This window comes from Streptomyces sp. NPDC017520, from assembly GCF_044329855.1.
Taxonomy (GTDB): Bacteria; Actinomycetota; Actinomycetes; order Streptomycetales; family Streptomycetaceae; genus Streptomyces.
The window spans coordinates 69,253-96,032 of record NZ_JBIRKB010000015.1; the positions used below are offsets into that span (position 1 = coordinate 69,253).

The 26,780-nt window shown below is 72.6% G+C and carries 27 protein-coding genes; 14 read left to right on the forward strand and 13 right to left on the reverse strand.

Annotated elements, in window-relative coordinates; translation table 11 throughout:
• Positions 1-74: 74 nt before the first annotated feature.
• Positions 75-1,079 carry a phosphotransferase family protein gene (locus ACH4KB_RS29380; RefSeq protein WP_398068868.1) on the forward strand — a complete coding sequence of 335 codons (1,005 nt, stop codon included), beginning with the start codon at positions 75-77 and terminating at the stop codon, positions 1,077-1,079.
• A 161-nt stretch (positions 1,080-1,240) separates the two neighbouring features.
• Here the strand turns inward: ACH4KB_RS29380 and ACH4KB_RS29385 are convergent, their stop codons facing one another.
• Together ACH4KB_RS29385 and mshA are read right to left on the reverse strand one after the other, a co-directional pair.
• Positions 1,241-1,753, reverse strand: a complete 513-nt coding sequence (locus ACH4KB_RS29385) for a YbjN domain-containing protein (protein WP_398068869.1) — start codon at positions 1,751-1,753, stop codon at positions 1,241-1,243.
• A 42-nt stretch (positions 1,754-1,795) separates the two neighbouring features.
• Positions 1,796-3,187, reverse strand: coding sequence for a D-inositol-3-phosphate glycosyltransferase (gene mshA / locus ACH4KB_RS29390; RefSeq protein ID WP_398068870.1), 1,392 nt, complete (start codon positions 3,185-3,187; stop codon positions 1,796-1,798).
• A gap of 189 nt (positions 3,188-3,376) precedes the next feature.
• Between mshA and ACH4KB_RS29395 the strand changes: the two genes are divergently transcribed.
• The 3 genes from ACH4KB_RS29395 (at position 3,377) to ACH4KB_RS29405 (ending at position 7,411) form a co-directional block, all read left to right on the forward strand.
• Positions 3,377-4,162 carry a class I SAM-dependent methyltransferase gene (locus ACH4KB_RS29395; protein ID WP_398068871.1) on the forward strand — a complete coding sequence of 262 codons (786 nt, stop codon included), beginning with the start codon at positions 3,377-3,379 and terminating at the stop codon, positions 4,160-4,162.
• 374 nt (positions 4,163-4,536) lie between these two features.
• Positions 4,537-5,625 (forward strand): NlpC/P60 family protein, encoded by a 1,089-nt coding sequence (locus tag ACH4KB_RS29400; protein ID WP_398068872.1) that lies wholly within the window; start codon positions 4,537-4,539, stop codon positions 5,623-5,625.
• Positions 5,626-5,983: 358 nt separating this feature from the next.
• Positions 5,984-7,411: a PP2C family protein-serine/threonine phosphatase gene (locus tag ACH4KB_RS29405; RefSeq protein WP_398068873.1), complete on the forward strand. Its 1,428-nt coding sequence runs from the start codon at positions 5,984-5,986 to the stop codon at positions 7,409-7,411.
• Here ACH4KB_RS29405 and ACH4KB_RS29410 read toward each other — a convergent pair.
• The 3 genes from ACH4KB_RS29410 to ACH4KB_RS29420 form a co-directional block, all read right to left on the reverse strand.
• The gene (locus ACH4KB_RS29410) at positions 7,393-7,737 is read right to left on the reverse strand and encodes a DUF2516 family protein (RefSeq protein WP_398068874.1); all 345 of its coding nucleotides are present in this window, start codon (positions 7,735-7,737) and stop codon (positions 7,393-7,395) included. The genes ACH4KB_RS29405 and ACH4KB_RS29410 overlap by 19 nt on opposite strands.
• A 146-nt stretch (positions 7,738-7,883) precedes the next feature.
• Positions 7,884-8,504: a hypothetical protein gene (locus tag ACH4KB_RS29415; RefSeq protein ID WP_398068875.1), complete on the reverse strand. Its 621-nt coding sequence runs from the start codon at positions 8,502-8,504 to the stop codon at positions 7,884-7,886.
• Positions 8,505-8,539: 35 nt separating this feature from the next.
• Positions 8,540-9,025, reverse strand: coding sequence for a helix-turn-helix domain-containing protein (locus ACH4KB_RS29420; protein WP_398068876.1), 486 nt, complete (start codon positions 9,023-9,025; stop codon positions 8,540-8,542).
• A 463-nt stretch (positions 9,026-9,488) separates the two neighbouring features.
• Between ACH4KB_RS29420 and ACH4KB_RS29425 the strand changes: the two genes are divergently transcribed.
• Positions 9,489-9,902: a DUF5958 family protein gene (locus ACH4KB_RS29425; RefSeq protein ID WP_398068877.1), complete on the forward strand. Its 414-nt coding sequence runs from the start codon at positions 9,489-9,491 to the stop codon at positions 9,900-9,902.
• Positions 9,903-9,920: 18 nt separating this feature from the next.
• On the opposite strand, the gene ACH4KB_RS29430 is transcribed toward ACH4KB_RS29425, so the two are convergent.
• Complete coding sequence (locus tag ACH4KB_RS29430) at positions 9,921-10,514, reverse strand: DUF4240 domain-containing protein (RefSeq protein WP_398068878.1); 594 nt, start codon at positions 10,512-10,514, stop codon at positions 9,921-9,923.
• A gap of 57 nt (positions 10,515-10,571) precedes the next feature.
• On the opposite strand from ACH4KB_RS29430, the gene ACH4KB_RS29435 reads away from it, so the two are divergent.
• The 3 genes from ACH4KB_RS29435 to ACH4KB_RS29445 all read left to right on the forward strand — a co-directional run bounded on the left by ACH4KB_RS29435 (position 10,572) and on the right by ACH4KB_RS29445 (position 13,664).
• Entirely contained in the window at positions 10,572-10,838 is a 267-nt protein-coding gene (locus ACH4KB_RS29435) for a hypothetical protein (protein ID WP_398068879.1), read from the forward strand.
• A gap of 1,085 nt (positions 10,839-11,923) precedes the next feature.
• On the forward strand, positions 11,924-12,721 hold the full coding sequence (locus ACH4KB_RS29440) for a hypothetical protein (protein ID WP_398068963.1): 798 nt from the start codon (positions 11,924-11,926) through the stop codon (positions 12,719-12,721).
• A gap of 88 nt (positions 12,722-12,809) precedes the next feature.
• Positions 12,810-13,664 carry an alpha/beta fold hydrolase gene (locus tag ACH4KB_RS29445; RefSeq protein ID WP_398068880.1) on the forward strand — a complete coding sequence of 285 codons (855 nt, stop codon included), beginning with the start codon at positions 12,810-12,812 and terminating at the stop codon, positions 13,662-13,664.
• Positions 13,665-13,736: 72 nt separating this feature from the next.
• On the opposite strand, the gene ACH4KB_RS29450 is transcribed toward ACH4KB_RS29445, so the two are convergent.
• Together ACH4KB_RS29450 and ACH4KB_RS29455 are read right to left on the reverse strand one after the other, a co-directional pair.
• On the reverse strand, positions 13,737-14,633 hold the full coding sequence (locus tag ACH4KB_RS29450; protein WP_398068881.1) for an aldo/keto reductase: 897 nt from the start codon (positions 14,631-14,633) through the stop codon (positions 13,737-13,739).
• On the reverse strand, positions 14,630-15,523 hold the full coding sequence (locus ACH4KB_RS29455) for a reductase (RefSeq protein WP_398068882.1): 894 nt from the start codon (positions 15,521-15,523) through the stop codon (positions 14,630-14,632). Before ACH4KB_RS29455 ends, ACH4KB_RS29450 begins: the two co-directional genes overlap by 4 nt.
• A 267-nt stretch (positions 15,524-15,790) precedes the next feature.
• Here ACH4KB_RS29455 and ACH4KB_RS29460 point away from each other — a divergent pair, with 267 nt between their 5' ends.
• The 4 genes from ACH4KB_RS29460 (at position 15,791) to ACH4KB_RS29475 (ending at position 19,815) form a co-directional block, all read left to right on the forward strand.
• Positions 15,791-16,726, forward strand: a complete 936-nt coding sequence (locus ACH4KB_RS29460; RefSeq protein ID WP_398068883.1) for a LysR family transcriptional regulator — start codon at positions 15,791-15,793, stop codon at positions 16,724-16,726.
• A 223-nt stretch (positions 16,727-16,949) separates the two neighbouring features.
• Positions 16,950-17,954 carry a peptidoglycan-binding protein gene (locus ACH4KB_RS29465; protein ID WP_398068964.1) on the forward strand — a complete coding sequence of 335 codons (1,005 nt, stop codon included), beginning with the start codon at positions 16,950-16,952 and terminating at the stop codon, positions 17,952-17,954.
• Positions 17,955-18,187: 233 nt separating this feature from the next.
• On the forward strand, positions 18,188-19,018 hold the full coding sequence (locus ACH4KB_RS29470) for an HAD-IA family hydrolase (RefSeq protein ID WP_398068884.1): 831 nt from the start codon (positions 18,188-18,190) through the stop codon (positions 19,016-19,018).
• On the forward strand, positions 19,015-19,815 hold the full coding sequence (locus ACH4KB_RS29475) for a phosphotransferase (protein WP_398068965.1): 801 nt from the start codon (positions 19,015-19,017) through the stop codon (positions 19,813-19,815). The genes ACH4KB_RS29470 and ACH4KB_RS29475 overlap by 4 nt, the downstream gene beginning before the upstream one ends.
• A 155-nt stretch (positions 19,816-19,970) precedes the next feature.
• Here the strand turns inward: ACH4KB_RS29475 and ACH4KB_RS29480 are convergent, their stop codons facing one another.
• Positions 19,971-20,666: a TetR family transcriptional regulator gene (locus tag ACH4KB_RS29480; protein ID WP_398068885.1), complete on the reverse strand. Its 696-nt coding sequence runs from the start codon at positions 20,664-20,666 to the stop codon at positions 19,971-19,973.
• A 19-nt stretch (positions 20,667-20,685) separates the two neighbouring features.
• Positions 20,686-21,519: a TetR/AcrR family transcriptional regulator gene (locus tag ACH4KB_RS29485; RefSeq protein WP_398068886.1), complete on the reverse strand. Its 834-nt coding sequence runs from the start codon at positions 21,517-21,519 to the stop codon at positions 20,686-20,688.
• Between the two features lie 177 nt (positions 21,520-21,696).
• Between ACH4KB_RS29485 and ACH4KB_RS29490 the strand changes: the two genes are divergently transcribed.
• Positions 21,697-22,758, forward strand: coding sequence for an ATP-binding cassette domain-containing protein (locus ACH4KB_RS29490; protein ID WP_398068887.1), 1,062 nt, complete (start codon positions 21,697-21,699; stop codon positions 22,756-22,758).
• Positions 22,751-23,593: an ABC transporter permease gene (locus tag ACH4KB_RS29495; protein WP_398068888.1), complete on the forward strand. Its 843-nt coding sequence runs from the start codon at positions 22,751-22,753 to the stop codon at positions 23,591-23,593. Before ACH4KB_RS29490 ends, ACH4KB_RS29495 begins: the two co-directional genes overlap by 8 nt.
• Before the next feature lie 94 nt (positions 23,594-23,687).
• Here ACH4KB_RS29495 and ACH4KB_RS29500 read toward each other — a convergent pair whose 3' ends face one another.
• From ACH4KB_RS29500 to ACH4KB_RS29510, 3 genes are read right to left on the reverse strand one after another with little or no spacing between them, the layout of a single operon-like run.
• Positions 23,688-24,941, reverse strand: a complete 1,254-nt coding sequence (locus ACH4KB_RS29500; protein WP_398068889.1) for a GNAT family N-acetyltransferase — start codon at positions 24,939-24,941, stop codon at positions 23,688-23,690.
• 24 nt (positions 24,942-24,965) lie between these two features.
• Positions 24,966-25,958, reverse strand: a complete 993-nt coding sequence (locus ACH4KB_RS29505) for an asparaginase (protein ID WP_398068890.1) — start codon at positions 25,956-25,958, stop codon at positions 24,966-24,968.
• Positions 25,959-26,009: 51 nt separating this feature from the next.
• Complete coding sequence (locus ACH4KB_RS29510) at positions 26,010-26,666, reverse strand: ABC transporter substrate-binding protein (RefSeq protein WP_398068891.1); 657 nt, start codon at positions 26,664-26,666, stop codon at positions 26,010-26,012.
• Positions 26,667-26,780: the final 114 nt, after the last annotated feature.

A 26,780-nucleotide genomic window follows, 5' to 3' on the forward strand; every position in this document is an offset into this window, starting at 1 on the left:
GCCACGCCGTGCCCCCCAGCCGTGCAACCTCGCCGTACAACCCCGCTCCCGCCACGCGAAAGGACGTCACCCGTATGTCCGGCCACGCCCCCGATCCGACGCTCGCCCGCGTCCTCGACGCCCTCGGGGTCGGCGATCGCGACATCGCCTCGCGCGCCACCCTCACCGGCGGCACATACAACACCGTCACCCGCGTCACGCTCACCGACGGCCGCGACTGGGTGGTCAAGACGCCCCCGCCACAGGCCGCCGCCCTGCGGTACGAACGTGATCTCCTCGTCAACGAGGTCGCGTTCTGCACCGCCGCCGCGCAGGCCTGCGGCCCCGCCGTCCCCCGCGTCGTCCGCAGCGAACCGGACCCGGCCGCACCGACCGGCGCGTACCTGGTCATGACCGCCCGCCCCGGCCGCCCCTGGCACGAGGCCAGCGGTGCTCCGTGCGCCGACGACGAGCCGCGGCTGCGCGCCGAACTCGGCGGCTTGGTGGGCCGGTTGCACACCGTGACCGGCCGCGCCGGGTTCGGCTATCCCGCCGAGCCGTTCGGGCCGCTCGCCCCCACCTGGCGTGCCGCGTTCACCGCGATGACCGAGGCCGTGCTCGCCGACGCCGAGACCTACCGGGCCCGGCTGCCGTACCCCGTCGGCCACATCCGTACGGTGCTGGCGGGCGCGGCCCACGTGCTGGACGACGTCACCCGGCCCGCCCTCGTCCACTTCGATCTGTGGTCGGGAAACCTGCTGGTTACTGGTGGTTCCGGCGCGCGCACCATCGGCGGGATCATCGACGGGGAGCGGATGTTCTGGGGCGACCCGGTGGCCGACTTCGTCTCCCTCGCGCTCTTCGGGGACATCGAGGAGGACCGGGACCTCCTCGACGGGTACGCGCGGTCGACCGGCGCGGCGGTGGAGTTCACGGACTCGCTGCGGACCCGCTACGCGCTGTACCGGAGCTACCTCTACCTGATCATGCTGGTCGAGACCGTGCCCCGCGCGGTCGGGTCCGAAGCCGCCGAGGAGACCTGGGAGTTGGTCGCGCCTCATCTCGTCGCCGCCCTGGACGCCGTCCGTGGCGGCGGCTGACAGGCGCGGCCCCTGGCCGCCGGGGTGGCTGACGGGCGCGGCCCTTGGCCGCCGGGGTGGCTGACGGGCGCGGCCCTTGGCCGCCGGGGTGGCTGACAGGCGCGGCCCTTGGCCGGGTGGCTGATAGCCGCGCCGCCCGGAGAAGGTGACGCACGCGCCGGTCAGCTGCCGGGGGGCCGCCGGGTCAGATGGCTGAACGCGTCCAGATTCCGGGTGGACTCGCCGCGCGACACCCGCCACGCGTACTCCTTGCGGATCGAGCTCGCGAAACCGAGCTCCAGAAGGGTGTTGAACGCCCCGTCCGCCGCTTCGAGTACCACGCCGAGCAGCCGGTCCAGCTCCTCGGGGGTGACCACCGACAGCGGCAGCTTGCCGACCAAGTAGACGTCGCCGAGCGAGTCGATCGCGTAACTCACCCCGAACAGGCGGAGGTTGTGCTCCAGCAGCCAGCGGTGCACCTCGGCGTCGTTCTCGTCGGGGTGTCGGACGACGAACGCGTTGAGGGAGAGGGAGTGCTTGCCGACGATCAGCGAACAGGTCGTCGACAGCTTGCGGGTGCCTGGCAGCGTCACGACGTAGTTGCCGCGCCCCGGGCTCTCCCATGCGAGCCCGGCATCGTTCAGCGTCGCCTCGATGACCTGGGCCGCTGCGGTCTCGTCCGGTACGTCAGCCATACGGCGAGCCTACGACAGGTCGCCGGGACGCACGGGACGGGCTCAGCCGTGGTGGGTCCGGGCCCGGCGGCGGTGGTCGCAGAGCGCGGCCGTGTACACGTCGGCGGTGGCCGAGGCGGCCGTGTCCCAGCCGAAGGACTGGGCGTGCGCCGCGGCGGCCGCCCCCATCCGCTCGACCAGCTCCGGCGCGTCCGCGAACCGCCCGAGCGCGCGGGCGTACGCCTCCGGCTCGTGCCCCTGCACCAGGAAGCCGCCGACCCCGTCGCGCACCGCCACCGGCAGCCCGCCCACGGCCGCGGCGACCACGGGGGTGCCGGTCGCCTGCGCCTCTATGGCGACGAGCCCGAAGGATTCGCTGTAGGACGGCATGACCAGCACCGACGCGGCGCGGAACCAGTCGGCGAGCCGGTCCTGGCCCACCGGCGGGTGGAACCGCACGACGTCGGCGATGCCGAGCCGGGCGGCCAGCTTCTGGAGCCCCTCGGGCTTGGCGAGTCCGCTGCCGCTGGGGCCGCCGACCACCGGCACGAGGATGCGGGACCGCAGGGACGGGTCCCGGTCCAGGAGTACCGCCACGGCGCGCAGCAGCACGTCCGGGGCCTTCAGCGGCTGGATGCGGCCCGCGAAGAGCGGGATCAGCGCGTCCTGCGGCAGCCCGAGCCGGGCCCGCGCGGCGGCGCGGGCGGATGGGGCATCCCTCGGACGGAGCTTGTCGGAGCCCTCGGGGAAGGGGCGGAAGCGGTCCAGGTTGACGCCGGGGTGCACGACGGCGACCGCGGCCGGGTCCGCGTCGTAGAAGCGGACGAGTTCGGCGGCCTCCTCGGCGGTGTTGGCGATCAGCCGGTCGGAGGCGTTCACGATCTGGGTCTCGCCGATGACCCGGGCGGCCGGCTCGGGGGTGTCCCCCTCGGCGAGCGCGGCGTTCTTGACCTTGGCCATGGTGTGCATGGCGTGCACGAGCGGGACGCCCCAGCGCTGGGCGGCGAGCCAGCCGACCTGGCCGGAGAGCCAGTAGTGGGAGTGCACGAGGTCGTAGTAGCCGGGGCGCTGACCGGCCCAGGCCTGCATCACGCCGTGCGTGAAGGCGCAGAGCTGGGCGGGCAGCTCCTCCTTGGCGAGGCCCTCGTACGGTCCCGCGTCGACGTGCCGGACCAGGACGCCGGGCGCCAGCTCGACCGTGGGGGCCAGCGAGCCGGTGGTGGCCCGGGTGAATATCTCGACCTCGATGTTGATCGCGGCGAGGCGCTTGGCCAGTTCGACGATGTAGACGTTCATCCCGCCCGCGTCGCCCGTGCCGGGCTGGTGGAGCGGGGACGTGTGCACGGAGAGCATCGCGATGCGGCGGGGCTTGCGGGAGGCCCCGGAGAAGCCTCCGGGAAACCTGAGGCGCGCGGCCGTGCGGGTGGAGCCGAGCCGGGAGACGTACTGGCTCACCTCGTCGGTCCTCCTCGATCGGGGCATGCTGACCGGAGGGCACGGAGGTCCTCCGAAGGGCGAGAACAGTGGAATCCCGTCTTTCATTTCCGCTTTGCCAAATCATTACGTTGCCGGTCGGCGCGTCGCACGGCAGCGGGGGACGCCCTCTCCTCCACCCCGCGCCGCCCCGTCGCATACGCTCGACCCATGCGCCAGCGCCCCATCGGCACCGCCACCCGCGGGACCACCAACCCGAACCGGCTGCGCCGCATGGACCGCTGGATCGCCGACGCGCACGGCCCGGCCCTGCGCCGCGCCGGGACGCCGGTCGCCGTCGACCTCGGGTACGGGGCGGCCCCCTGGACCGCGGTCGAGCTGCTGGACCGGCTGCGCACCGCCGAGCCGCGCACCGTGGTGGCGGGCGTCGAGATCGACCCGGAACGGGTCGCCGCCGCGCGGCCGTACGCCCGCGAGGGCCTCATCTTCGTGCACGGCGGCTTCGAGGTACCGCTGGACGTCCGGCCGCTGCTCATCCGGGCGGCGAACGTGCTGCGCCAGTACGACGAGGACCAGGTCGCCGAGGTCTGGGGGCGGCTGTGCTCCCGCCTCGCCCCGGACGGGCTCCTGGTGGAGGGGACCTGCGACGAGATCGGGCGCCGGCACGTCTGGGTGGCGCTGGGCCCCGAGGGGCCGCGCACGGTCACCTTCGCGACCCGGCTCGGCTCGCTGGAACGCCCCTCGGACCTCGCGGAACGCCTGCCGAAGGCGCTGATCCACCGCAACGTTCCGGGTGAGCCGGTCCACGCGTTCCTGCGGGACTTCGACCGGGCCTGGGCGACGGCCTCCCCGTACGCCTCGCTCGGCGCGCGGCAGCGCTGGATCGCGGCGGTGCGGGCGGTGGCGGCCGACTGGCCGGTGACGGACGGGGTACGGCGGTGGCGGCAGGGCGAAATCACCGTGCCGTGGGACGCGCTGCGGCCCAACAGCCACTGAGGCCTTGCCCGGAAGGGCAGAAAGCCTCCGCTCCGGGAACGCCGCAGGGGCACCGTTCGTCCCAGTGAGGGGAGATGACGCGGGTCGCGCGGCGGAGCGCGCGCCGGGCGGGCGGGGGCAGGGGGACGGGGGCAGGGGGACGGGGGCAGGGGGACGGGGGCAGAGGGACGAAGGACGGGGGGACGGGGGAAATCATGACGAAGTAGCCCTGTGGGGGCGGTATGTGACGCGTCAGGTACCGTCGGCCCCTGTTGCTTTACGGGACGACATGGCACGATCGCGACGTTGCCGAGAAGTTACTGACGGTAAATCAGATACACATTGTCGCCTTCGTCCGGAGGCGGGCCCGGAGTAACAACCCGGAGGGGGAGCTCGTGAACCGACGCCACTGCGCCACTGCCGCCATCACGCTGGTCTGTGCGCTGGCCCTGCTGACGTCCACGGGCCAGGCCATGGCCGCCCCGGTTCCGGAGCCCTCGCCCTCCCCGTCCGCCTCCGCCTCCGCCGGCTCGCCGCCCCGCTACTCCAACGCGGACCTCGAAAAGGTCCGGGAGCAGATCGACACGCTGTACCGGAAGGCGGGCGCGGCGACGGACGCGTACAACCTCGCCGAAGAGCAGACGAAGAAGCAGTCCGGCGAGATCGTGAAGCTGGCCAAGGCGATCGTCGACGGCCAGGCGCGCATCGCCGCCCTGAAGGACCAGGCCGGGGCCCAGGCGCGCGAGCAGTACCGCAACGGCGGCCTGCCGCCCGGCGCGCAGCTGGCCCTGAGCAACGACCCGAAGCTGTTCCTGGACGGGCTCAACCAGGTCCGCCAGAGCCAGCAGGCGTCCAAGTCGCTCCTGACCGATCTGACCCAGACACAGCAGGACCTGGAGACGTACACCCAGGACGCCAGCACCAACTGGGAAAAGCTGGAGACGATCCGGGTCAAGCAGGCCAAGGCCAAGAAGAAGATCAACGCCCAGATCAAGGCGGCGGAGAAGCTCGAATCACAGCTGGAGAAGAAGGAGCGCGACCGGCTCCGACAGCTGGAGCGGGACGCCGCGGACAGGGCGCAGACCGCCTGGCTCTCCTCCGGCCCCGTCAAGGACGTCAGCGGCGAGGCGAGCGAGGGCGGAGCCGCCGCGGTGGCCTTCGCGACGGCGCAGATAGGCAAGCCGTACGTCTGGGGAGCCGAGGGCCCCGGTTCGTACGACTGCTCGGGGCTGACCTCACAGGCGTGGCTGGCGGCGAAGCGCACGATCCCGCGCACCTCGCAGGAACAGTGGCGGCTGCTGCCGCGCATCGACATCCAGGACATGCGCCCCGGCGACCTGATCATCTACCACGCCGACGCCAGCCACGTCGGGATGTACGTCGGCGGCGGCTCGATCGTCCACGCCCCGCGCCCCGGCCGCAACGTCACGCTGGCCGGCGCCGGCTCGATGAAGATCCTCGGCGTGGTCCGCCCGGACAAGTAGGACCGACCGAACAGGCAGCACGGCCCTCCCGGGGCCGTGAACGGGGCCGCGTGAACGGGACCGCGTGAAGCGGGGCCACGCCGCCGCCCGTGAGCGGGGCCGCGTGGGCGGGGCCGCGTGAGCGGGGCCACGCCGCCGCCCGTGAGCGCGTGATGTTTGTCATGCGCGCTTCTCCGCCGTTAGGCCGACCGCCGCGCCGGATCCGTGTGGGGACGCGGCTTATGGCGGCGCGTCCGGCGAGGACCGGTCCCGGGGCGCCATTCCGTTCCCCCACCGCGGACCGCTATCGTCCCCGTCTGGCGGATCGTCGATCGTCGACCCGCCGCGCCCTCGGGGGGAGGGAAGGAAACTCGAACCGATGCCCGTACCCGTACCGCAGCAGCGAGCCGTTCCCGCTGCGGAGACCTCGCACGGCGACCTCACCCTGCTGGTGATCGAGGACGACCCGGCGGGCACCACCATCACGGTCCCCGAACTCTCGGCGGCGGCCGGAACCCGGGTCCGTATCCGTACCGCCCGCAACCTCACCGAGGCCGCGCGGCTGCTCACCGACGACGTCGACTGCATCCTGCTGGACCTGGCGCTGCCCCTCACGGGCGGCGGATCCGGCCCCGGCTCGCCCCCCACGGACGCCGGGACGGCAGGCACCGGCACGTCCGGCGGAACGCTGCCCGAGCTGCCCGAGCCCGTCTCCGCGCGGGCCGACGAGCTGGCGGCCCTCACCCACGTACTCCGCATCGCGCCGCTGCACGCGGTCCTCGCGCTGACCGCGCAGGACGACACGGAGCTGGCGGCCGAGGCGGTCCGGGTCGGGGCACAGGACTACCTCTTCCGGGGCGAGCTGGACGCGCGCGTCCTGAGCCGCGCCATCCGCTACGCCGTGGAGCGCAAGCGCGCCGACATCGCCCAGCACCAGCTGACCGAGTCCCGGCTGCACGCCCAGGAGAACGCCCGCCTGGAACGCGGCCTGCTCCCCACTCCGCTGCTGGACGGCTCCGGCCTGAGCTTCGCCGCGCGCTACCGCCCCGGGCGCAGCCGCGCCCTCCTCGGCGGCGACTTCTACGACGTCGTCCGCACCCCGGACGGCACGGTGCACGCGATGATCGGCGACGTCTGCGGACACGGCCCGGACGAGGCGGCGCTCGGCGTCGAGCTGCGGATCGCCTGGCGGGCGCTGACCCTGGCCGGGCTGTGCGGGGACGAGCTGCTCTCCACGCTCCAGCAGGTGCTGGAGCACGAGCGGCAGAGCGAGGAGATCTTCGCGACGCTCTGCACCGTGGACATCGCACCCGACGGGCGACGGGCCGGACTCTGCCTGGCCGGGCATCCCGCACCGCTGCTCGCCCGCCACGGCCTGCCCGCCCGGCTGCTCCCGTACGAGGACGGCGGCCCGGCCCTGGGGCTGCTGCCGCGGGCCCGTTGGCCGCGCCGTCAGGTCGAGCTGGGCGGCGCCTGGAGCCTGATGATGTACACGGACGGGCTCATCGAGGGGCGCGCGGGGAACGGCGGCAGCGAGCGGCTCGGCCAGGACGGCATGGTCGCGATGGTCAACAGCCGGCTGGAACAGGGGCTGGCGGGCGAGGAGCTGCTGGAGGCGGCGGTCGCCGAGGTGCGGGAGCGACACGGCGGCGAGCTGACCGACGACGTGGCGGTCCTGCTGCTGGGCCGCGATCCGGAGCGGATACGACGATGGGGCGGCAGCGCACCGCGCTCCCACCCCGCGTCCGTCGACCGGCCGCCGTCCCCGTCCGTGAGGGCGGCGAGGGCTCAGCGCCCGCCGTTGTAAGGACCGTACGGACCGTCGCTGCTGGAGCCACCGCTGCGGCCACCACCGCCGCCGCCCGAGACCGCCTTGAGCGCGGGGCGCACGTCGACCATGAACACGATCGACGCGACCACACCGGCGAGCTGGAGGAAGAGCATCGAGAACAGGCTCATCACGGTCAGCAGGTCGATGACGACGGCGATGCCGAGGATCAGCAGCCAGAAGGGCTTCTGCTTCTTGTCGGCAGCACGGTAGGCGTCCTCACGGGCGGTCGCCGCGAAGACGAACGCGATCACGGCCAGCACCAGCATCGCCAGATTGAAGAGCTGATGAATCGGACTGGACATGGTGTGTACCGCCTAGTGAGTGGATGAGCGCCCTGCGGCCGGAAAGGCCAAGGTACCGGGACAACGAGCCGGCCACCTGTAAAGGTGCCCGCCCCGCGCCCCGGTCACGCGTCCCGCGAACCGCGCACCGGAAGGACCCGTGGGGGTCACTTGCCGGCGGGCGGCGGGGTCTTCCTGGCCGCGGGCTTGCGCGGCGCGGGCGCCTTCTTGACGGGCGCGGCCTTGGTCGCGGCGGACTCCACCGGGGCGGCGGGCGCGGCCTTGGTCGCGGCGGGCGCGGGCTTCGCGGCGGGAGCGGCCTTCGGCTTGGGCTCCGCCTCGACGACGGTGGCGATCTCGACGATCTCCTCGGCCGTCTCCCCGCGCCAGGTCCGCACCGTCTGCTCGCCGTGCTCGGCGACCTTCTCGTACGTCTCCCGGGCCTTGATCGCGTACTCGGCGGCCACGCCCACACTGCGGAGTGCCAGGTCCTGAGCGCTCTCGCCCAGCTTCTTCAGGTCGGCGGCGTCGAGCGAACCGAACACCTCGGTGACCTTCGCCTGCACGGTGGCCTGGGCCTCCTTGGCCTGCGTGGTCACCTTCTCCTGCACGGCCCTGGGGTCGGTGTTGCGCACCGCGTCGATCCGCTCGGGCGCCTCGGCCCGCAGCTGCTCGATCAGCGCCGGAACCTTGCGCGCCTGCTGCACGGCCAGGTCGGCCGTGCCGGCGGCGAAGTAGAGGGGGGTGGGGTCGGTGAGGGTCTTGCGCAGGTCATCGGTGATGGCCATGACTGTGGTCCTCCCGGATCATCAGAACCAGCTGTTCAGCTGTGAGGGTCTTGGTCTTCGGTGGCGTCAGCGCCGGCGCCGGCGCCGTTACGGGGCCCGGCATCAGCGTCCGCGGCGAGGCCGCCGTCCGCGACGGGGCCGACGTCCGCTTTCCCGTCCGCACCGGGCCCGGGGACGAATCCGTTCTCGCGGCGGAAGGAGTCGTAGATCTGCAGCAGCACGTTCTTCTGCCGCTCGTTGATCGACGGATCGGCCAGAATGACCGCCCGCGTCTCCAGCTCCTCCCGCTCCCGCTCGTCGAGGATCCCCGCACGTACGTACAGGGTCTCGGCCGAGATCCGCAGCGCCTTGGCGACCTGCTGGAGCACGTCCGCGCTGGGCTTGCGCAGACCGCGCTCGATCTGGCTGAGATACGGGTTCGACACCCCGGTCGCATCGGCGAGCTGCCGCAGCGAGAGCTGCGCTGCCCGGCGCTGCTCCCGCAGGTACTCCCCGAGATTGCCGACGTTGAGTGATGCCATGACCCGATAGTGCAACACCTCTGCTAACTTTTGCAAGCACATGCTTGCAAAAGTGTCGCGTGCCACTGCAATGGGTGCCTGTGACTGAGCACGCTGGTGTCCGTTCTCAGTAGATGCGGCAAGTCCCAGTGGTTCTGGCAAACGACCTGGCGAAGTCCCGGCGAAGCTGGCCGGCCCGTACGGTCCGGAGCTGGAGCGAGCCGAGGAGATGCTGGGGCTCACGCCGCCGACCGCGTCGCGCGAGGCGTATGCGCTCCTCGGCACGCGTCACGACCTCACGGGGAACCACGTTCGGGGAAGTACGCTCGCCGACCTGGAGCCGCTCTGCGCCACCCTCCCCGGCCACTGGGTACGTGGATACTCAGCGCCGCTGGAAGCCGACGAACTGCCTTTCCAGGCGCCCGATGGTCTGCTTCGATGACACCGGGTAAGTCTGTGGACCGAGCGCAACGGGGGCGGGAGAATGGCTGATTCGTACATCATTCTCAACGAGCTCGCCCAGGAGCTTCGGCCGATGCCACAGGGCATCGAGTGGTTCGAGGGCCTCTCGACCGAGGAGCAGTCCAACACCCTGCGTCTCCTGTCACATTTCTGTATTCAGGCCCGCGCCACCACCGAGGACGGCCCGGTAAGTATCCGACGCGCCGGACTTCGCGCGACGCACACACCGACTGTTCTGATCACACGAGGGCGGATCGACCAGCAACTCGGAAAGATCGCCGGTCTCACCCCGCACGACGAGCGCCTCAAGTCATTCCGGCTACTGATCGCGGTGCTGGCCGTCGCCGACGAACGCCGACGAGAGCGCTTCTGCTCCGGCGGCTGCGTCCACGCGTGGCATCACCTGTCTGTCGACATCCCCGAAGCCTCGGCCTGATCCCTCGCGCTTTCGCGTCTACCGGACCAGTGGCCGGAGGGGAAACATCGCGCTCAGGCTCGGCAGTTTGTGCTTCGACTCCTCTTCGCATCGCGCGTCCCACTGCTCGCCGCGCGGCCCTGGATTGCCGCCTACAGCGCCCTGCTCGGCTTCGACGGCTTCATGGAATGCGTCGCCGCAGTCGTCGTCCGCGCGGGTGAGCAGTCCATACGCCTCCATGGCGACGTAGTCGAGAGACTCCCACTCCGGCCAGTCGTCGTTCCAGAGCTCCCGAGGGCGACCCACCAGGCACTGAACCTCTGGGGTGTCGGCCAGAGCGTCGGGATCGATCACTGCCCGCGCGAAGGCTTCTCGACCGATCCCCACCATCCACAGACCGAAGTAGCAGAATCCGTCGTCCGAACACCAGCCGCCGAAGATCCGCTCCGCAGCAGCCCAGAGATCCCAGGTGAAGGCTTCGCGCGTCACTTCGTCCAGGCGAACCTGGAACTGCACGATCTCTGTCAGTGGCCTCCGCGACAACTCGTCACGCAGCCACGTCAGACGTTCGTCCCGGCCCCGCGTCTGCCGTCGGCACTCTTCGATGAGCTTCCAGAAGGAATCGATGTCCACGGCGGCACTGTGCCAGGCACCTCTGACACCGCAGGGTCGGCGCATTATGTTCGAGCAGTGGAGAACACGGAGATCATCATCAAGCTCACCTCTGACGAAGCGCTGGTCCTGTCGGACTGGCTGGAGCGAGTGCAGATGACGGACCTCAACCGTCTCGTCGACGACGAGGCGGTCTGGGCTCCCATTCATAGGCTGGCCGGAACTCTCGACAAGTCCCTGCCTGGGATCTTCGCAGCGGACTACAGCGAACGCCTGGACGCGGCGCGTCGCAGGCTTCGACCCGTCTCGGACGATGCCGACAGTGATCATGAAGACTCTGACTGAGCTGGCTCGCGGCATCACTCACATGAGAGGTTTCAGCCCAGAACTTCTGGTGGATTCCCATGGGTTCCGGAGGACTCCGATGCTTCTGCCGCGGCTGGCACTCCTGACGGGTCTCCCTCACGAGACCCTTCGGATGCTATTGCCAGCGGTCTCCCGGATTGAGGCGCGTACCGGAGGCGAGGTGATCCGCTACCGGCGGCGTCTCTACGTCGCGTGCTCGCACTGCAGGGACTTCGTGTGCGTCTTCTGCGGCGAGGAGCTGCCTCAGGAGTGGAACGTCGGTGAGCCCGGGTGACTGGTCAGACCGCGAAGATCGCATCGCCTTGCGCGTGCGGCGGCATGGCGGATCGGCAGGTGAACCAGTTCATCCTTCACGACGAGTTGTGGTGGGATGCGGAGTTCTCTTGCGGGTCCTGTGGCACCCGCCTGTGCGAACACGCTGGTCCGGGACCAGCACCTGATGATGTTCGGGAGGCTCTCCTCGCGGCGCATGGGTCCGTCAGACTGCGGCTGGTCGGTTCGGTTCCCAGTCTCGTCCCGGCTTTGCAGGTCTTTCGGGAGATCGCAGCAGCCTCGTTGTCGCGGGCTCGTGAACTGGTCGGGGAACTGAGCGAGGATGGCCTGGTGGGGACGTTGCCGGAGATGGAGTTCCTGAAGGCCCGGTTGCAGACGCGTGGAGTTCCCGTCGACGTCGATCGGTAACTGCCCGGGGGACTGAACCGGACGATTCCAGCGCTGGAATCGATCTTGAGCTTGGGCCGGGCCCACAATGATCAGGCGCCTGCCGTCAGGACCTGCTAGAACCGGGTCCCGGTGGCACTTGGGCCACGAGGCTCTGGGGGCGGTATGTCGGGACCGGCCATGGGACTGTGGCTCCTCGAACCACGCGGGTGGGCGGGCATCGAGGACTACTCGGCCTTCTCGCGGGCACCGGCGCAGGGGCTGATAGCCGGCGCCGGCTGCGCGGCCGACAGCGGGTCTTGAGCCGACCGGGGCCGACCGGGGCCGACCGGGGCCGACCGGGGCCGACCGGGGCCGGACTTGGGGCGTGAGCCGTGTCAGACCCGGGTGTGACACTTCGGCCCATCTCTCTCGCTGATCTCACTCTCGACCAATGGCGGTCCTTCGAGCTGCCTGCCGCACGCCGCATCGCCCAAGAGGCCGCGCACCAGGTGGATGGCCGCGTGACCGGCGTGGAGACCGTTGAGCATCTCGGTGCTCCGCTGCACCGGGTGCGGATCGAGCGGGACGGGCAGTCATTCGCCCTGATACCCGGCGGCGCGGTGACCCTCGGATGGGATCTCGACACCTGGCAGCCCACGCCCGAGCAGGCCGCCGACTACGCGGAGAGCCTGGAACAGGGCTTCGGCTACGGCCCCGATCTGCGAGCCCACCTCGCTCAGGTGCTCAGCCCCCGCCGCAGCGTCACCTTGGCCACGGTGCTCATGGCCGTGAGGGACGAGAATCTGACGGAGCTGCCTGCCGCCATGCCGGCCGTCCTCGCGGCTCGCGGCCTGCGGATGCCGAGCTCCGACGAGTGGGAGCACGCCTGCGGAGCCGGAGCGGACACGCTGTTCCGGTGGGGCGACGACTGCCCCACCGGCGGCGTCCCCTACGACGACGACACCGGCCCGCATCAACAACTGAGCGGCTTCGGCCTGCGCATCGCCTATGACACCTACAGCACCGAGCTGACGAGCGACGTCACCGCGGTGCATGGGGGCGACGGCGGCGAGTCGGTGTGCGGAGGTTATGGCTGGGTGCTGGCGTGGCTGCCCCTGGCCACAGCCAACCGCAACCCCTCCATGGCCGAGTTCGCGTACGGCCCGGACGGCGAGGGCCTCTGCGAGGACTTCTCCACCCGGCCCGTACTCACGCTCTGAACCGCCGGGGGCCGACCCGGGGTTCACGGCGCGCGCCTTCCCGCCGGGCGGATCTTGTTCCGAAGATCGTTCTGTTGGAGGCTGAAGCATGCATACTCAACCGACGTTCATCCTGGTCCACGGGGCCTTCGCGAATTCCTTCTCGTTCGCGCCTCTACAGGCCGAACTCGCCCTGCTCGGGCACCGCTCGGTCGCGGTCGACCTTCCGGGGCACGGATTCGAGGCGACGTCGCCGGCGTCCTACCAGGCCCCCCAGGATCCAGCCGCCCTCGCCACGGAGCCGGGAGGCATCAGAGGAGTCACGCTCGCGGACAACGCCGCCCGAGTGATCCACGTCCTCGAAAGGGCCAAGCGGAACGGCCCCACCGTTCTCGTCGCCCACAGCAGGGGCGGCATCACGACCACCGCCGTCGCCAACGCCCGGCCCGACCTGGTCGACCGGATCGTCTACGTCTCCGCCTGGTGCCCCGTCGACCTGGAGGTGGGCGACTACTACGCCCAGCCGGAGATGGCCGACGTCGACGCGGGAGCCCTCACTGCCGCACTCGTCGGGAACCCGGCCGAACTCGGGCTGCTGCGATTCAACTTCCGCACGGCCGACCCGACGGCGCTCGCCCTGCTCAAGCAGGCCTTCGCCGCCGACCTCACCGATGACGAGTTCCGGACCTTCCTCAGCACCTTCCAGTGCGACGAGAACCTCGACGCCGGTACGGCCGCCGACCGGGCACAGGCAACGACCTGGGGCCGGATACCCAGGACCTACGTCCGCCTGGCCGACGACGCCAGCGTTCCGCCGGCCGTGCAGGACCGCATGATCCGCGAGGCCGACGCGCTCACACCCGACAACCCCTTCGACGTCCGGACCCTCGCCGGCAGTCATCTGCGCTGGCTCGTCCACCCGAAGCCCGCCGCCGAGCTGCTCGCCGGCCTCGCAGCACGCTGACCTCCCGGCACGCCGGCCTCGCAGCACGCTGGCCACCCGGCAGGCTGACCACCCCGCACGCTGTCGGCGGCTTCACAGGTGGAGTCCCGCCACCTCCGCCGCCGACAGCGTGAGCCCGGCCGCCGCCACGGAGTCGCGGACGGAGGCCGGCCGTCGGGCGCCCGGGATGGGGATCAGGATCGGCGACTGCGCCAACTGCCAGGCTAAGGTGATCTGCTGGGGGCTGACGCCGCGCTCGCGGGCCAGGTCGTGGAAGGGGGTGTCCGGAGCGGGCTCGCCGGTTCCCGGGTCGTCGACGGCGCTGGTCGAGATTCCCCCGAGCGGGCTCCAGGGCAGGAAGGCCAGGCCGATTTCCGTACACAGGTCGAGCGTGTCCCGGGTGGACCGGTGCGCCGGAGAGAAGCGGTTCTGCACCGAGACCAGGCGGGCGCCGAGGATCTCGTGCGCCGTACGGATCTGCTCACCGTCCACGTTGGAGAGGCCGGCTGCCCGGATCGTGCCCGCGTCGGCCAGGTCCCGGAGCGCGCCGACCGACTCGGCGAAGGGCACGGCCGGGTCCGGCTTGTGCAGCTGGTAGAGACCGATGGCCTCCACGCCGAGCCGGAGCGCCGAGGCCTCGGCCGCGCGCCGCAGGCGGTGCGGGTCGCCGTCCACCGTCCACGACCCGTCGCCGGGTCGGCCCCGGCCGCCCTTGGTCGCCACCAGAACCTCCTCCGAGCCGCTGCCGTAGGCGGCCAGAGCACGGGCGATCAGCCGTTCGTTGTGGCCGAGTTCACCGGCGTACCACTGGTAGCAGTCGGCAGTGTCGATCAGCCGTACGCCGGCGTCGAGTGCGGCGTGGATCGTGGCGAGGGCCTGCTCCTCGCTCGGGCGCCCTTCGACGGAGAGCGGCATCGCGCCGAGGCCGATGGGCCCCACCGCCACGCCGCCGACAGTCCGGTCCACGGTGGGAATCCGCGCGGTGGTCATCGTCCTCGGGCCTCCTCGACCACGCGCGGCAGCCAGTCGGCGACCGACGAGAAACCGAAGCCGAGACGGGACGCCCGGCCGGTGTCCATGGCATAGCAGCGGTCGAAGGAGAACGGCGAGAGGAGCTCGTGCGGCCCCTCGGCCAGTCTCGGCACGGCAGCGATCACACCGCCGATCGCCGCGCACAACTCCCGTGCGTCCAGCGGCCCGTGGGACGCCGCGTTGACGGGCCCGGTGAAATCCGCCGCCGCGGCCCATGCGAGGAAGCGGGCGATCTCCGGCTCGTGGACGAAGGACGCGGGCTGCGGCGCGGGATGGACCACCACCGGCAGCCCCTGCCCGATCCGCTCCACGTAGTGCGCGAGCCGCCCGGTGAAGTCGGCGCCGCCGAGGACGTGCGCGGTGCGGACCGGGACGACGTCGAACGGCGCCTCCCGCGTGAGCAGCGCCTCGGCCTGGCGTTTGCCCTCGCCGTAGTGGTCCGCCAGGAACCGCTCGTCCGCCCATGGAAGCTCCAGGTCGAACAGCACGTCCGAGGGGACGACGGAATTCTCCGGGACCGCCGGTCCGCCCGGCCGGCCCAGTTCGGCGTAGACCTCGACCGTGGAGGTCAGCACGTAGCGCCGGGTGCGCCCGGCGAAGACCCGGGCGGCGACGGCCGCCTGGAGCGGCGAGTAACAGACCTGGTCGACCACGACGTCGAAGCGACGGCCGCCGAGCGCCGTACGCAGCGCCGCCTCGTCGTCGCGGTCGGCGAGCAGATGGGTCACGCCGGGCGGTGCGGGCGTCGTTCCACGGTTCACCACGGTCACCGCCGCCCCCGAGTCCCGCAGTTCTCCGATCAGCCGCCGTCCGAAGTGGCGGCTGCCCCCGATCACGCATACGTCCATGCCGCGTCCCCTTCCCGTTCCCGTTCCCGTACATCGGCCTGGGGAGTCCCGCGCCGCCCTGTGGAGGCCCGCACGCCGTCCCGCCCGGTGTCTTCCTGGGCCTGCTGGTGTCTTCCTGGGCCTGCTGGTGTCTTCGTGGACCTGCTTGCGTCTTCCTCGGCCCTGCTTGCGGATTTCTGGGTCCTTCAGTGTCTTCGGCATGCAGTCTGCTCAGCTCCGGTCAACGGCGGTAGTGTCGATCGACGCACCACGTCATAAGGAGACCTGTTGATTGACGTCCAGCGGCTGGCCGTCCTGCGCGAGGTGGCCCGTCGCGGCAGCTTCAACCAGGCGGCCCTCGCACTGCACTGCACGCCCTCGGCCGTCTCGCAGCAGATCGCCGCGCTGGAGCGTGGCCTCGGCGCGCCCGCGGTCGAACGTTCCACCCGGGGTGTCACGCTGACGGAGGCGGGCCGCCTGCTGGTGGAGGCGGCGGACTCGATCGCGGCCGAACTGTCCGACACCCAGCGGCGCATCGACAAGCTGGCCGCCGAGCGGACCGCCCTCACCGTCGCCACGTTCGCCAGTGGCGGTCGTCGGCTGCTGCCCGCCGCACTCTCCGGGTTCGTCGCCGAACACCCGGAGGTGGAGCTGACGATCCTGGAGGCCGAGCCGGAGGAGAGCCTGCCCGGCGTCCGCGAGGGACGGGCCGATCTCGCCCTCGCCTACCACTTCGACGGTCCGCCGCCCGCCCGGGCCGGTGACCGGTCCGGCCTCGACTGGACGCCCCTCGGGGTGGACCCGCTGCGGGTCGTTCTGCCGCGCGACCACCCCGCCGCGGCGCGGTACCTGGAACGTCCGGACCCACCGCACCTGGCCGAACTCGCCGATCAGCGATGGATTCTGGGCTGCCGGAAGTCGGCCGCCCAGCTCGCCGGCCACGCCGAGCTGGCCGGAGTCGAGCTGCGCATCTCGTGCACGGCGACGGATTACGACTTCGCCCAGTCGCTCGTCCGCGCCGGCGTCGGCATCGCGCTGATCCCTGAGATCGGCCTGACCCGGCATCCGGACCTGGTCGCCCTCCCGCTGGCCGGGCCGAGCCCGCGCCGCTACCTGGGTCTGGCCCTCTCCCGCCGCCGTCGCGGGCCCGCCGCCCGCCTCGCCGAGGAGCTGGCGTCCCGAATCGCCGGCCGGGCGCAGGAGCCGCCGGGGACTGAGCGGTAGACGGAACCGGTACGGAACTCCGCCCGCTCATACGCGTGTTGGGCCCCCCAATAGGCCCGTGGGCCCCTGACCGGGCAGCCGCCCGGCCCTATCGTCCATGCGGGTAGATCCTCGTACCCACTGATGCCGCTGCCCCGGACACCCACGAGCCCACGCACCCACACACGCACACACCCACGCGCCCTGACGTCCCGCGCGCTCGACCCGCTTCGAGGGAGACATGATGTGCCGATCCTGTGCCACCACCACACCGGCGGAAACACCGGCGAAAGCGGCGGCGGAAACACCGGCGGACAGGGAGCGCCCGGACCACGGCCTGTCCCGTCGGCGGCTGCTGGCGGGCCTGGGGCTGGGCGCGCTCGCCGTGAACCTCACGGCCGGGGCCTCCACAGCAACGGCCGCGGCGGCGGCGAAGGACGGGGCGTGGGCCAATCCCGCCCTGGGCCGGTTCCCGGCCGGGGGCCACTACGGCGCGCCCCGGGGCGGCGCGTCCCACGCCGGCCAGGACGTCAGCAACTCCACGGGCACCGCCGTCCACGCGGCGGCCGGAGGCACGGTCGTCCGCCGGTCGTGGGGAGGGGGGCTGCCGGGCCGGACCGGTAACGCCCTGGTGATCGCGCACGGCAACAACCAGTACACGTACTACGGTCACCTCAGCGCCTACCGCGTCGCGCTCAACGCCAAGGTCTCGGCCGGACAGCGCATCGCCGACATGGGGGCCACCGGCAACGTGACCGGACCCCATCTGCACTTCGAGACCCACTCGGGACGCCTCGGCGCCACGGTGAACCCGGTCACCTTCCTGGCCGCCCGGGGCGTGGACCTGTCCGGCGGCTGGTCGAGGATCGACCCGGGCGCGCGCGGCGCCACGGTCGTGGTGATCCAGCACCTGATGAACCAACGCGGCCACGGGCTGGCCGCCGACGGGAGTTACGGCCCCTTGTCCGTCGAGGCGGTCAAGCGGTTCCAGCGCTCCAAGGGGCTGGCGGCCGACGGCCAGGTCGGACCGGCCACCTGGCCCGTACTCGTGTACACGCTGCGGCAGGGGGCGAGCGGGTCCCACGTCCGGGCCCTGCAGACCGCGCTGAACAGACGCGGTGCCCGACTGGCGGTCGACGGCGGGTTCGGTTCCGTCACCACGAGCGCCGTACGCGCCTACCAGAGCGGCAACCGCCTGGTGGCCGACGGCGAGGCGGGCCCGGTGACCTGGCGGGCGCTGACCGGTTGACCGCCGCCGAGTGTGGGACACACGGTGACGCGTGATGTCCTGCGGGCCGCCCGTGAGGGAGTGTCCGCGAAGTAGCGTCGTCCACCCTTTGGGCGGGCCGGACGAGACTTTGCGGACACGGCCAAGGGCGGCAGTGATCGGCCATGAACGGTCCGGCGGCCGTTTATGGTCGACCACGTCCCTCCGCACCCGGCGCACCACGCCGAACGCCACGGCAGGAGTCCAGTACCAGGATGAGTTCCCGATACACCCCCGGCGACGACGGCACTCCGGCAGCGCCTCCCCTCGCCCCTCCGGTCCCCGCGGGGCGCGCCTTCGACGCGGTGCTCTGCGATCTCGACAACGTCGTCCGCTTCTACGACACCGCCCCGCTCGCCGCCCTGGAGCGGGCCGCCGGACTTCCGGAGGGCACCACGACGGACATCGCCTACGCACCCGAGGTCGACCTCCCGCTGCTCCTGGGCCGCATCACCCCGGACGCCTGGGTGGCGGCCATCGCCGCCGGGCTCGTGGAGCGGGTGGGCGCGGACCGGGCCCGCGCACTGGGCCGGGCACTCGCGGACGCGCCGTTCCGGGCCGACGAGGAGGTGGTGGCGCTGCTGCGCCGGGCCAGGGCCCACGTCCCCCTGGTGATCGTCACCAACGCGACTCTCCAACTGGACGCCGATCTAGCCCTGTTGGGCCTTTCCGACCTGGCCGACGCGGTCGTGAGCAGCGCGGTGGAGCAGGTGGCCAAGCCCGACCCGGCCATCTACCGCATCGCTGCCGCGCGGGCGGGCGTACCGCCGGCCCGGTGCCTGTTCGTGGACGACCGGCAGGAGAACGTCGACGCGGCCGCCGCCCTCGGCATGACCGGCGTCCTCTACCGCGAACCGGCGGACCTGCGACGGGCGTTGGGGCCTTGCGCGTTGGGGCCTTGCGCGTTGGGGCCTTGCGCGTTGGGGCCTTGCGCGTTGGGGCCTTGCGCGTTGGGGCCTCGCGCCGAGAATGATGATGCGGGGAGCGCCGAGGCGGCGGACGGGGCGGCCGACAGGGCGCGGCAGCTCGCCGCGCGGGCGTGTTGAGCCCGCTGGACCGGGACCCGGAGGCGCTGTCCGGCGGACTGGCCAACGCCGGAGCCGTCCTCCGTCACGGCGATGCCGTCGAACGCCCCGCCCCACCGCATGCCGCCCTCCTGCACGCCCACCTTCGGGCCCTGAGGGAGCAGGGGTTCGACGGCGTACCCGTCCCGCTGGGGATCTCCGACTCCGAACGCCGCGAGCGGCTCTCGTACGTCCCCGGCGAGGTCGCCGTCGCCCCGCACCCGCCGTGGGCCTGGACGGACGGGGCCCTGCGCTCCGTGGGGGCGCTGCTCCGGCGCATGCACGACGCGGCGGCGGCCGTTCCGTCCGGCCGGGCGGCCGACTGGCCCGGCGACCTGGCGGACCCGGAGGGGGCGACGGCTCCCGGCGCGGTGGTCTGCCACAACGACGTGTGCCTGGAGAACGTGGTGTTCCGGGACGGCCGCGCCGCCGCGCTCATCGACTTCGACCTGGCCGCGCCCGGCCGCCCGGTGTGGGACGTGGCCATGGCGGCGCGCTACTGGGCGCCGATGCGGGGCCGCGCCGGCCTCGACCCGTCGCACCGTCTGCGCGTGCTGGCCGACGGTTACGGACTCGGGCGCGCGGACCGGGCCGCCCTGCCCCGGGTGATCGAGCAGGCCACCGCGGTGTGCCGGGCGTTCGTCGAGCTGCGGGTGGAGCGGGGGGACGCGGCGTACGCGGCGGCGTACGCGGAGAGCGGGCGCGCGGCGTGGGACCGGCACCAGACCTGGCTGGCCGGACACCGCCGCACCCTGACCGCATCCCTGCTCACCGACTGACCACCGCCGCACACTGACCGCGGCCCTGCTCGCCGACTGACCACCGCCGCACACTGACCGCAGCCCTGCTCACCGACTGACCACCGCGAACCGGGCCCGCGCCCCTCACCCCCACCCTCAGCCGGGCGACCGCGGGTCAGCGCCCCGGCCCGGGTTCACTCCGGCTCCAGGCCCGTCCGCAACTGGACGAACGCCTGCTCGGCCGCCCGTACCGCGGACGCGTGGACCCGGTCCGCGCTCTCCCCCGCGTCGATCCGGCGCCAGTTCTCCAGGGCCAGGAGCCGCAGGACGGCGATGATCTGCCCGGCCGCGAGCCGTTCGGGCAGCCCGCCGCCGAGGGCGCGGGCGAGCGCCGCCTCGGAGCGGCCCTGGTAGGCGTACATGCGGGCGACCAACGACGGCGTTCCGTACAACAGGCGGAGGAACGCCAGCACTTCCGGTACGTCACAGAGTCCGGTCACCGGGTCCCGCCGGTCGAGGCCGCCGAGGAAGTGGCGGCGCAGGGCGTCCAGCGGGCTCTCGCCGGGGGGCCGTTCGGCGACCACCCGGGCGGACTCGTCCTCGTGGTCGGCGAACCGGTGCAGGACCAGGTCCTCCTTGGCGGGGAAGTACCGGAAGAGCGTCGGCTTGGAGATGTCCGCCGCGGCCGCCACCTCCGCCACGGACACCTTGTCGAAGCCGCGCTCCAGGAACATGGTGATGGCCGCGTCGGAGACCGCCTGATAGGTCAGCCGCTTCTTGCGCTCCCGCAGACCGACCGGTGCCGGGGGGCGCTCCGGCGCCCGGCCCGGGGACCGAACCTCGTCCGCGCTCCTGGACTCGCCCCCGGCTTTCTCTCCGTTCATGACCACGAAGCGTACGCCCCTGACCTCAGGCGGACTTGACGTCGTCGGAGGAGGAGCCGGAGGAGGAGCCGACGCCCCCAGCGGCGCCGGAGGCGTCGGCCGTCCTGCGGATCAGCGCCTCCACCCCGTCCAGCAGCACGCCCATGCCGAAGGTGAACTCGTAGTCCGCCTCGTCCGGCTCGCTCATGACCCCGGTCTCCAGCTGCCGGGTGATCCCGGGGTGCCGCTCGGGGTCGACGAGCCGCTTGAGGGTGCGTTCGTGGGAGGCCGCCAGCTCCTCGGGGGTGATCCCGCGCGCGGTGACGGCGGCCGCCAGGTCGCCCATCATCAGCGCCTCGCTGCGTACGAAGTTGGAGATCAGCAGGACCACCGAGGTCTTGTCCCCCTCGCGGAGACCACTGCCCCTCAGCGCCTGGAGCCCCTGCTCCCACCACGCGATCGAGTTCGGGGTCGCGGGCGGACCGCCGATGGGGATCCGGAGGGCCCAGAGGTGGCTGTGGTACCGCTCGCGCTGCGCGGCCGCCCACTCGGTGAGCGCGGCCCGCCAGCCCGCGTCGGCCTCCAGGGCCGACAGGGGCTCCGGCGGGCCGACGGCCGCCTCCTGCATCAGGACGTACAGCTCGTCCTTGGCGGAGACGTACCGGTACAGGGACATCGTGGACGCGCCGAGCTCCTGGGCGACCCGGCCCATCGACACGGCAGCGAGCCCGTCGGCCGCCGCGACGGCCACCGCCGCGGCCACGATCCGCTCCAGGCTCAGGCCCGGCTTCGGCCCCTTGGCCGGGCGGTCCCGCAGCCCCCAGGCCGCCTCCAGGCTGGCCGGCAGATCGCCGCCGCCCGAGCCGTTCTTCTCCGTCACCGCATCCCCTTCGCCCGCCGTCCCGGCCACGCCGCCGTCCCGGACAATCCGCCGTCCCGGCAACGCCGCCGTCCTGGCGCCGTCGCGCTCTGCGCCCCCGTGCGCCTTGACCCCATCCTAGAGATGCGTAATGCTTACGCAATAACGCGTATGACATACGCAGAAGGGGGCTCGACCATGACCGGCCCGACCGGAACCACCGATATCGACACCGATATCAACACCGATATCAACACCGACAGCGGCAGCGACAGCGACAGCGCTGCCGCCGGCGCCCACGCCATCGAGGCGTACGGCCTCACCAAGTCCTACGGAAAACCCGCCGTCCGGGTCCTCGACGGCATCGACCTCCAGGTCGGGCTCGGCACCGTCTTCGCCCTCCTCGGGCCGAACGGGGCCGGCAAGACCACCACCGTGCGGATCCTCGCGACGCTGACCGAGGCCGATTCCGGCTCCGCCCGCGTCGCGGGGTACGACGTCGTCGCCGAGCGGAGCGCGGTGCGCGGGTCGATCAGCCTCACCGGCCAGTTCGCCGCCGTCGACGAGACCCAGACCGGCGAGGAGAACCTGCGGATGATGGCCCGGCTCACCGGGCTGTCCCGGGCCCACGCCCGGCGCCGGGCCGGGGAGCTGCTGGAACGCTTCGACCTCACCGCGGCGGCCCGCCGCCCCGTCCGGGCCTACTCCGGAGGCATGCGCCGCCGCCTCGACCTGGCGGCCGGGCTCGTCGGCTCACCGGAGCCCGGGGTGTTCTTCCTGGACGAGCCGACCACCGGCCTCGACCCGCGCAGCCGCCAGGAACTCTGGGAGGTCGTCCGGGAGCTGGCCGCGAGCGGGGCGACCGTCCTGCTCACCACCCAGTACCTGGAGGAGGCCGACCGCCTCGCCGACCGGATCGCCCTGCTGAACCGAGGCCGGATCGTCGCCGAGGGCACCGCCGCCGACCTCAAGTCGCGCGTCGGCGGCCACCGTCTCGACCTGGTCCTCACCAGCAATGAGGCCTACCTCCGGCTGGCCGGCCGGGCCGTCCACCACTCCCCCGAGACCCTGACGCTCGGTCTCCCCACCGACGGCTCGGCGGCCCAGGTGCGCGCCCTGCTCGACGAGATCGACCCGACGGGCCACGCCATCGAACGCTTCGGCCTGCACAGCGCGACCCTCGACGACGTCTTCCTCGACCTGACCTCGAAGGCGCCCACGACCGCGCCCACGACCCCGGAGGCATCCACCCGTGTCTGACACCGCCGTCCGGCGCGGAACCCCGGCCCGGCCCACCGACAGGGCCACGCGGCGCCCCGGCCCCGCCCCCGGCACCGGCCCGCTCACCCACACCGCGGTCATGGCCGCACGCGCCCTGCGCATCAGCAGCCGCAACACCGACGCGCTGATCACGTCCCTGGCCCTGCCGATCATGATGATGCTGATCTTCGTCTACTTCTTCGGCGGCGCCATCGACACGGGGACGGGCTACGACTCGTACGTCATGTACGTCGTCCCGGGCGTCGTGCTCCTGTCGGCGGGGTTCGGCGCCGCGACCACCGCCACCGCCGTCAGCGAGGACATGAAGGGCGGCATCATCGACCGGTTCCGCTCCCTGGACGTGGGCGGTATGCCGGTACTGGCCGGCCACGTGGCGGCGAGCGCCGTCCGCAACCTCTGCGCCACCGCCCTGGTCTTCGGCGTCGCGCTGCTGATCGGGTTCCGCCCCGCCGCCTCCTGGGGCGGCTGGCTCGTGGTGGGCGTCGTGCTGGTGGCCTACATCGTGGCCCTGTCCTGGATCTCGGCGGCGATCGGCCTGCTGGCCCGGACCCCGGAGGCGGCGAGCGGCTTCACGTTCTTCATGTCGTTCCTGCCCTACCCGAGCAGCGCGTTCGTCCCGACCGAGAACATGCCGGACTGGCTGCACGGCTTCGCCGACCACCAGCCGATCACCCCGGCGATCGAGTCCCTGCGCGGGCTGCTGCTCGGCCAGGAGGTGGGCAACACCCCCTGGATCGCGCTCGCCTGGGCCGCCGGGCTGCTCGCCGTGGCGATCGGCGTCTCGGGGACGCTGTTCCGGCTCCGGACCCGCTGACCACCGGCTCCGGGCCGACGGCACCGGCACCGCCGCCGGGACGGGGCCCGGTGCCGGTACCGGGCCCGGTCCCCGTCCCGGCGGCGGACAGGACTCAGAACACGTCCGGGCACCACGGCCGCCGGCCCGCACGGAACACGGCGTCCGCCGTCGTCGCCGCACCCGCCCGCAGCTCCTCGGCCCGGTCCAGGTCCACCAGCCGCCGCACGGACTCGTCGCCCAGATACAGCGTCGCCAACTCGGCCACGTCCAGTGCCAGATCGGCGCTCCGGGTGGTCGGGGCGCACCGGGCGCCGGCAGTCGAGGCGTCCAGCAGGAAGCGGCCCCCGGCCAGCCCCGCGTCGTCCCGGACCTCCAGGACGAGCGACGCCTCGGTGCCGTAGGTCCGGGCCTCCAGGGCGCGCGGCACGTCCAGCAGCCTCAGCCACAGCCAGTCGATGTTCGTGACCTTCCGGGCCGCGCGCGGGTCGGGCAGCAGCAGCGGAAGCAGGTCGTCGGGGGCCCGGTTGCCCGAGCGGACCGTGGTGATCCAGTCGATCGAGCAGACGTAGTGCCACAAGGCCCGCTCGGCCGCCGGGTTCAGCGCGATCAGGTCGTGTACGGAGGCGGTGTTCTGCGGCTGCATGGCGTCGCCCCACGTGCCGTCCGTGCTGTACGTCAGCAGGCCGTCGACCGTGCCGTCGGCGGCCCGGTGCACCACGTAGAAGGGCTCGGTCCACTTCTCGTGGTCCGGGCGGGGTGCGACCCCCGTGTGCCGCCGCCACCAGCGCTCCCCGCGGGTGACGATCCCGGGCTGCCGGGCCGCGAGCGCTCCGTGCACCTCGGGGCCGACCTTGCGGACGTCCGTGCCGTCCACCATCTCGATCCGGCCGCCGCCCGCCGGCTGCCCGGAACGGCGCGGGTCGAGGCCGGCCCGGTGCACGGAGACCTCCCACACGGCGTTCCAGGCGGCGGGGCCGAAGCCGTACCGCCCGTAGATCGGGTACTCGGCGGCGATCAGCGAGGCGACCGTCTCGCCGCGCTCCTTGGCCGCCGCCAGGTCCGTCGCCATCATCCGGCTGAGCAGCCCGCGCCGGCGGTGCGTGGGCGTCACCGTGACCGCGGTGATCGCGTCGGCCGCCACGGTGGCCCCGCCCACGACGGTCAGGTCCTGGGCGAACGAGCGGAACGTCGCCACGCAGCGCCCGGCGTCGAAGACGCCCTGCGCGCGGGAGAGGTCTGCATCGGCGAGCCGGTCAGCGACGAGCTCCTCGCCCGGCTCCTTGCCGGCGGTCAGGAAGCCGGTGCCCACCGCCCTCATCCACTCGGGGAACTCGGACGCGGTGACGTTGCGGACATCGAGGCTCATCCCTCCACGCTAGGCACGCGCGCCTCAGAATGTCGCGCGAATTTCCCCGACCTCCGCCGCCCCGCCCAGCAGCGGCGAACGTCCGATCCTGGCGACCACCGGGGCGTCCACGCCCAGCAGCTCCAGGGCGCGGGCCAGCACCGGGCCGAGCGCCCGGGCGCCCCCGTCGTCGATCTTGAAGGCGAGGGCCCTGCCGTCGGCCAGCGCCACCGCCTGGACCGCCTCGGCGCCCATCTTGGAGAGCGTCCCCGGCACCTCGCGCATCAGCCAGGTGTCCGGACGCCGGGTGCCCGCGACGTACTCCGGGTGGGCGCGCATCGCGTCCGCGACCCGGCGTTCGGCGCTCCCGGGCTCCGCCAGCACGAAGGACCGGAAGGCGCGGGCCAGGCCGGTCAGTCCGATCGCCATCAGCGGGGCCCCGCAGCCGTCCGTGCCGAGCGCCGCGACCGGCTCGCCCGCCGCCTCGGCGACGACCTGGCCGACGAGCTGCTGGAGCGGGTGGGCGGGGTCGAGGTAGGTGGCGGTGGGCCAGCCGTTGCGGACGCAGACGGCGAGCATGGCCGCGTGCTTGCCGGAGCAGTTCATCGTGAGCCGCTCGCGCACGTGACCGCTCGCGAGGTAGGCCTCCGCCTCCACCGGATCCAGCGGCAGGTCCGGCGGGGTCCGGAGGTCGGCGGTGCTCAGCCCGTGCTCGGCGAGCATCTTCCGTACGAGGTCGAGGTGGAAGGTCTCCCCGGAGTGGCTCGCGGCGGCCAGTGCCAGCCGTTCGCCCGAGAGGTCGAGGCCGGCCCGCAGGATCGCGGCGGCCTGCATCGGCTTGTTGGAGGACCGGGGGAAGACCGGCGCCGCCGGGTCCCCGATCGCCCGCTCCACGCTGCCGTCGGCGGCCAGCAGGACCAGCGATCCCCGGTGGTGCCCCTCCGTGAACCCGGAGCGCACGACCTCGGCCAGGACGGGCGGGGCGGGGGCCGGGACCGGGGCGGAGGATATGGCGGACGGGGCGTCGGTGGACGTCATGGGTGGCCTTCCGGGGACGGGGGTGCGGGACCCGCGCCCGGAAGGGTCGCTTCAGGCGAGCAGGTCGTCTACTTGTGCTTCCCCGTCACGGTACCTGCGGGCGATCTCCGCGCCGCAATCGTCGGCGGTGCGCTGGAGCTCGTGACGGCGGCGGGAGACCTGCTGTTCGTAGCGGACGAGCCGCCCCATCGCCGTGTGCAGCTCCTCGTCCGTCCGGGCTTCCAGGTCGGACAGTTCGACCTCGGCGAGGTTCTCGGCGGCCAGCTGCCGGAACTCGTCGCCGCGCGGCGTCGTCAGCGTGACGTGCCGCGCGGAGGTGCGGTGCCGGGACGGGGTGTCGGTCAGGATCTCCGAGAGCCGGCTCACCACCGCCGCGTCCTCCACCGGGGCCGCCGGATCCCGGCGGCGGGCCAGCTCGGCGCGGAGGATGTCGATCCGGCCCTGTACCAGCCGGCGTACGTAACTGAGATCGGCCTCGTCGCGCTGGGCGTCCCGGCGCAGCGTCCGCAGCTCCGGCAGCCGCAGCCCGCCGAAGCCCGCGTCGCCGCCGGTCTGCTCGGGCACGGTGGCGGCTGCCGCGGGCGTCGCGGGTGGCGGTACGGGACCCTGCCCCGGCAGACTGCGCTGCACGGGTGACCGCAGGGTGCTGGTGCGGTGACGCGCGCCCGGTACGGCACCGGGAGATTGTCCGGCTCCATAGGTACTCATGCTGTTCCGTCCCCTCGACCGGTGCGTCGGCACACCGACATCGTGCATCGTGCCACTCCGCACGGTGCCGACGCAGGTGTTCTGTACCCGTTCAGCCCAAGATAGGTTGGTCTG

Excerpts from the sequence above, each read along its gene's own strand:
- ACH4KB_RS29420 (WP_398068876.1), bottom strand. The coding sequence starts at position 9,025 with ATGGCATCACTCAACGTCGGCAATCTCGGGGAGTACCTGCGGGAGCAG.
- ACH4KB_RS29490 (WP_398068887.1), top strand. The coding sequence starts at position 21,697 with ATGACCGGCCCGACCGGAACCACCGATATCGACACCGATATCAACACC.
- ACH4KB_RS29395 (WP_398068871.1), top strand. The coding sequence starts at position 3,377 with ATGCGCCAGCGCCCCATCGGCACCGCCACCCGCGGGACCACCAACCCG.
- ACH4KB_RS29510 (WP_398068891.1), bottom strand. The coding sequence starts at position 26,666 with ATGAGTACCTATGGAGCCGGACAATCTCCCGGTGCCGTACCGGGCGCG.
- ACH4KB_RS29500 (WP_398068889.1), bottom strand. The coding sequence starts at position 24,941 with ATGAGCCTCGATGTCCGCAACGTCACCGCGTCCGAGTTCCCCGAGTGG.
- ACH4KB_RS29465 (WP_398068964.1), top strand. The coding sequence starts at position 16,950 with ATGTGCCGATCCTGTGCCACCACCACACCGGCGGAAACACCGGCGAAA.
- ACH4KB_RS29470 (WP_398068884.1), top strand. The coding sequence starts at position 18,188 with ATGAGTTCCCGATACACCCCCGGCGACGACGGCACTCCGGCAGCGCCT.
- ACH4KB_RS29425 (WP_398068877.1), top strand. The coding sequence starts at position 9,489 with ATGGCTGATTCGTACATCATTCTCAACGAGCTCGCCCAGGAGCTTCGG.
- ACH4KB_RS29505 (WP_398068890.1), bottom strand. The coding sequence starts at position 25,958 with ATGACGTCCACCGACGCCCCGTCCGCCATATCCTCCGCCCCGGTCCCG.
- ACH4KB_RS29410 (WP_398068874.1), bottom strand. The coding sequence starts at position 7,737 with ATGTCCAGTCCGATTCATCAGCTCTTCAATCTGGCGATGCTGGTGCTG.
- ACH4KB_RS29380 (WP_398068868.1), top strand. The coding sequence starts at position 75 with ATGTCCGGCCACGCCCCCGATCCGACGCTCGCCCGCGTCCTCGACGCC.
- ACH4KB_RS29415 (WP_398068875.1), bottom strand. The coding sequence starts at position 8,504 with ATGGCCATCACCGATGACCTGCGCAAGACCCTCACCGACCCCACCCCC.
- ACH4KB_RS29450 (WP_398068881.1), bottom strand. The coding sequence starts at position 14,633 with ATGACCACCGCGCGGATTCCCACCGTGGACCGGACTGTCGGCGGCGTG.
- ACH4KB_RS29455 (WP_398068882.1), bottom strand. The coding sequence starts at position 15,523 with ATGGACGTATGCGTGATCGGGGGCAGCCGCCACTTCGGACGGCGGCTG.
- ACH4KB_RS29405 (WP_398068873.1), top strand. The coding sequence starts at position 5,984 with ATGCCCGTACCCGTACCGCAGCAGCGAGCCGTTCCCGCTGCGGAGACC.
- ACH4KB_RS29445 (WP_398068880.1), top strand. The coding sequence starts at position 12,810 with ATGCATACTCAACCGACGTTCATCCTGGTCCACGGGGCCTTCGCGAAT.
- ACH4KB_RS29385 (WP_398068869.1), bottom strand. The coding sequence starts at position 1,753 with ATGGCTGACGTACCGGACGAGACCGCAGCGGCCCAGGTCATCGAGGCG.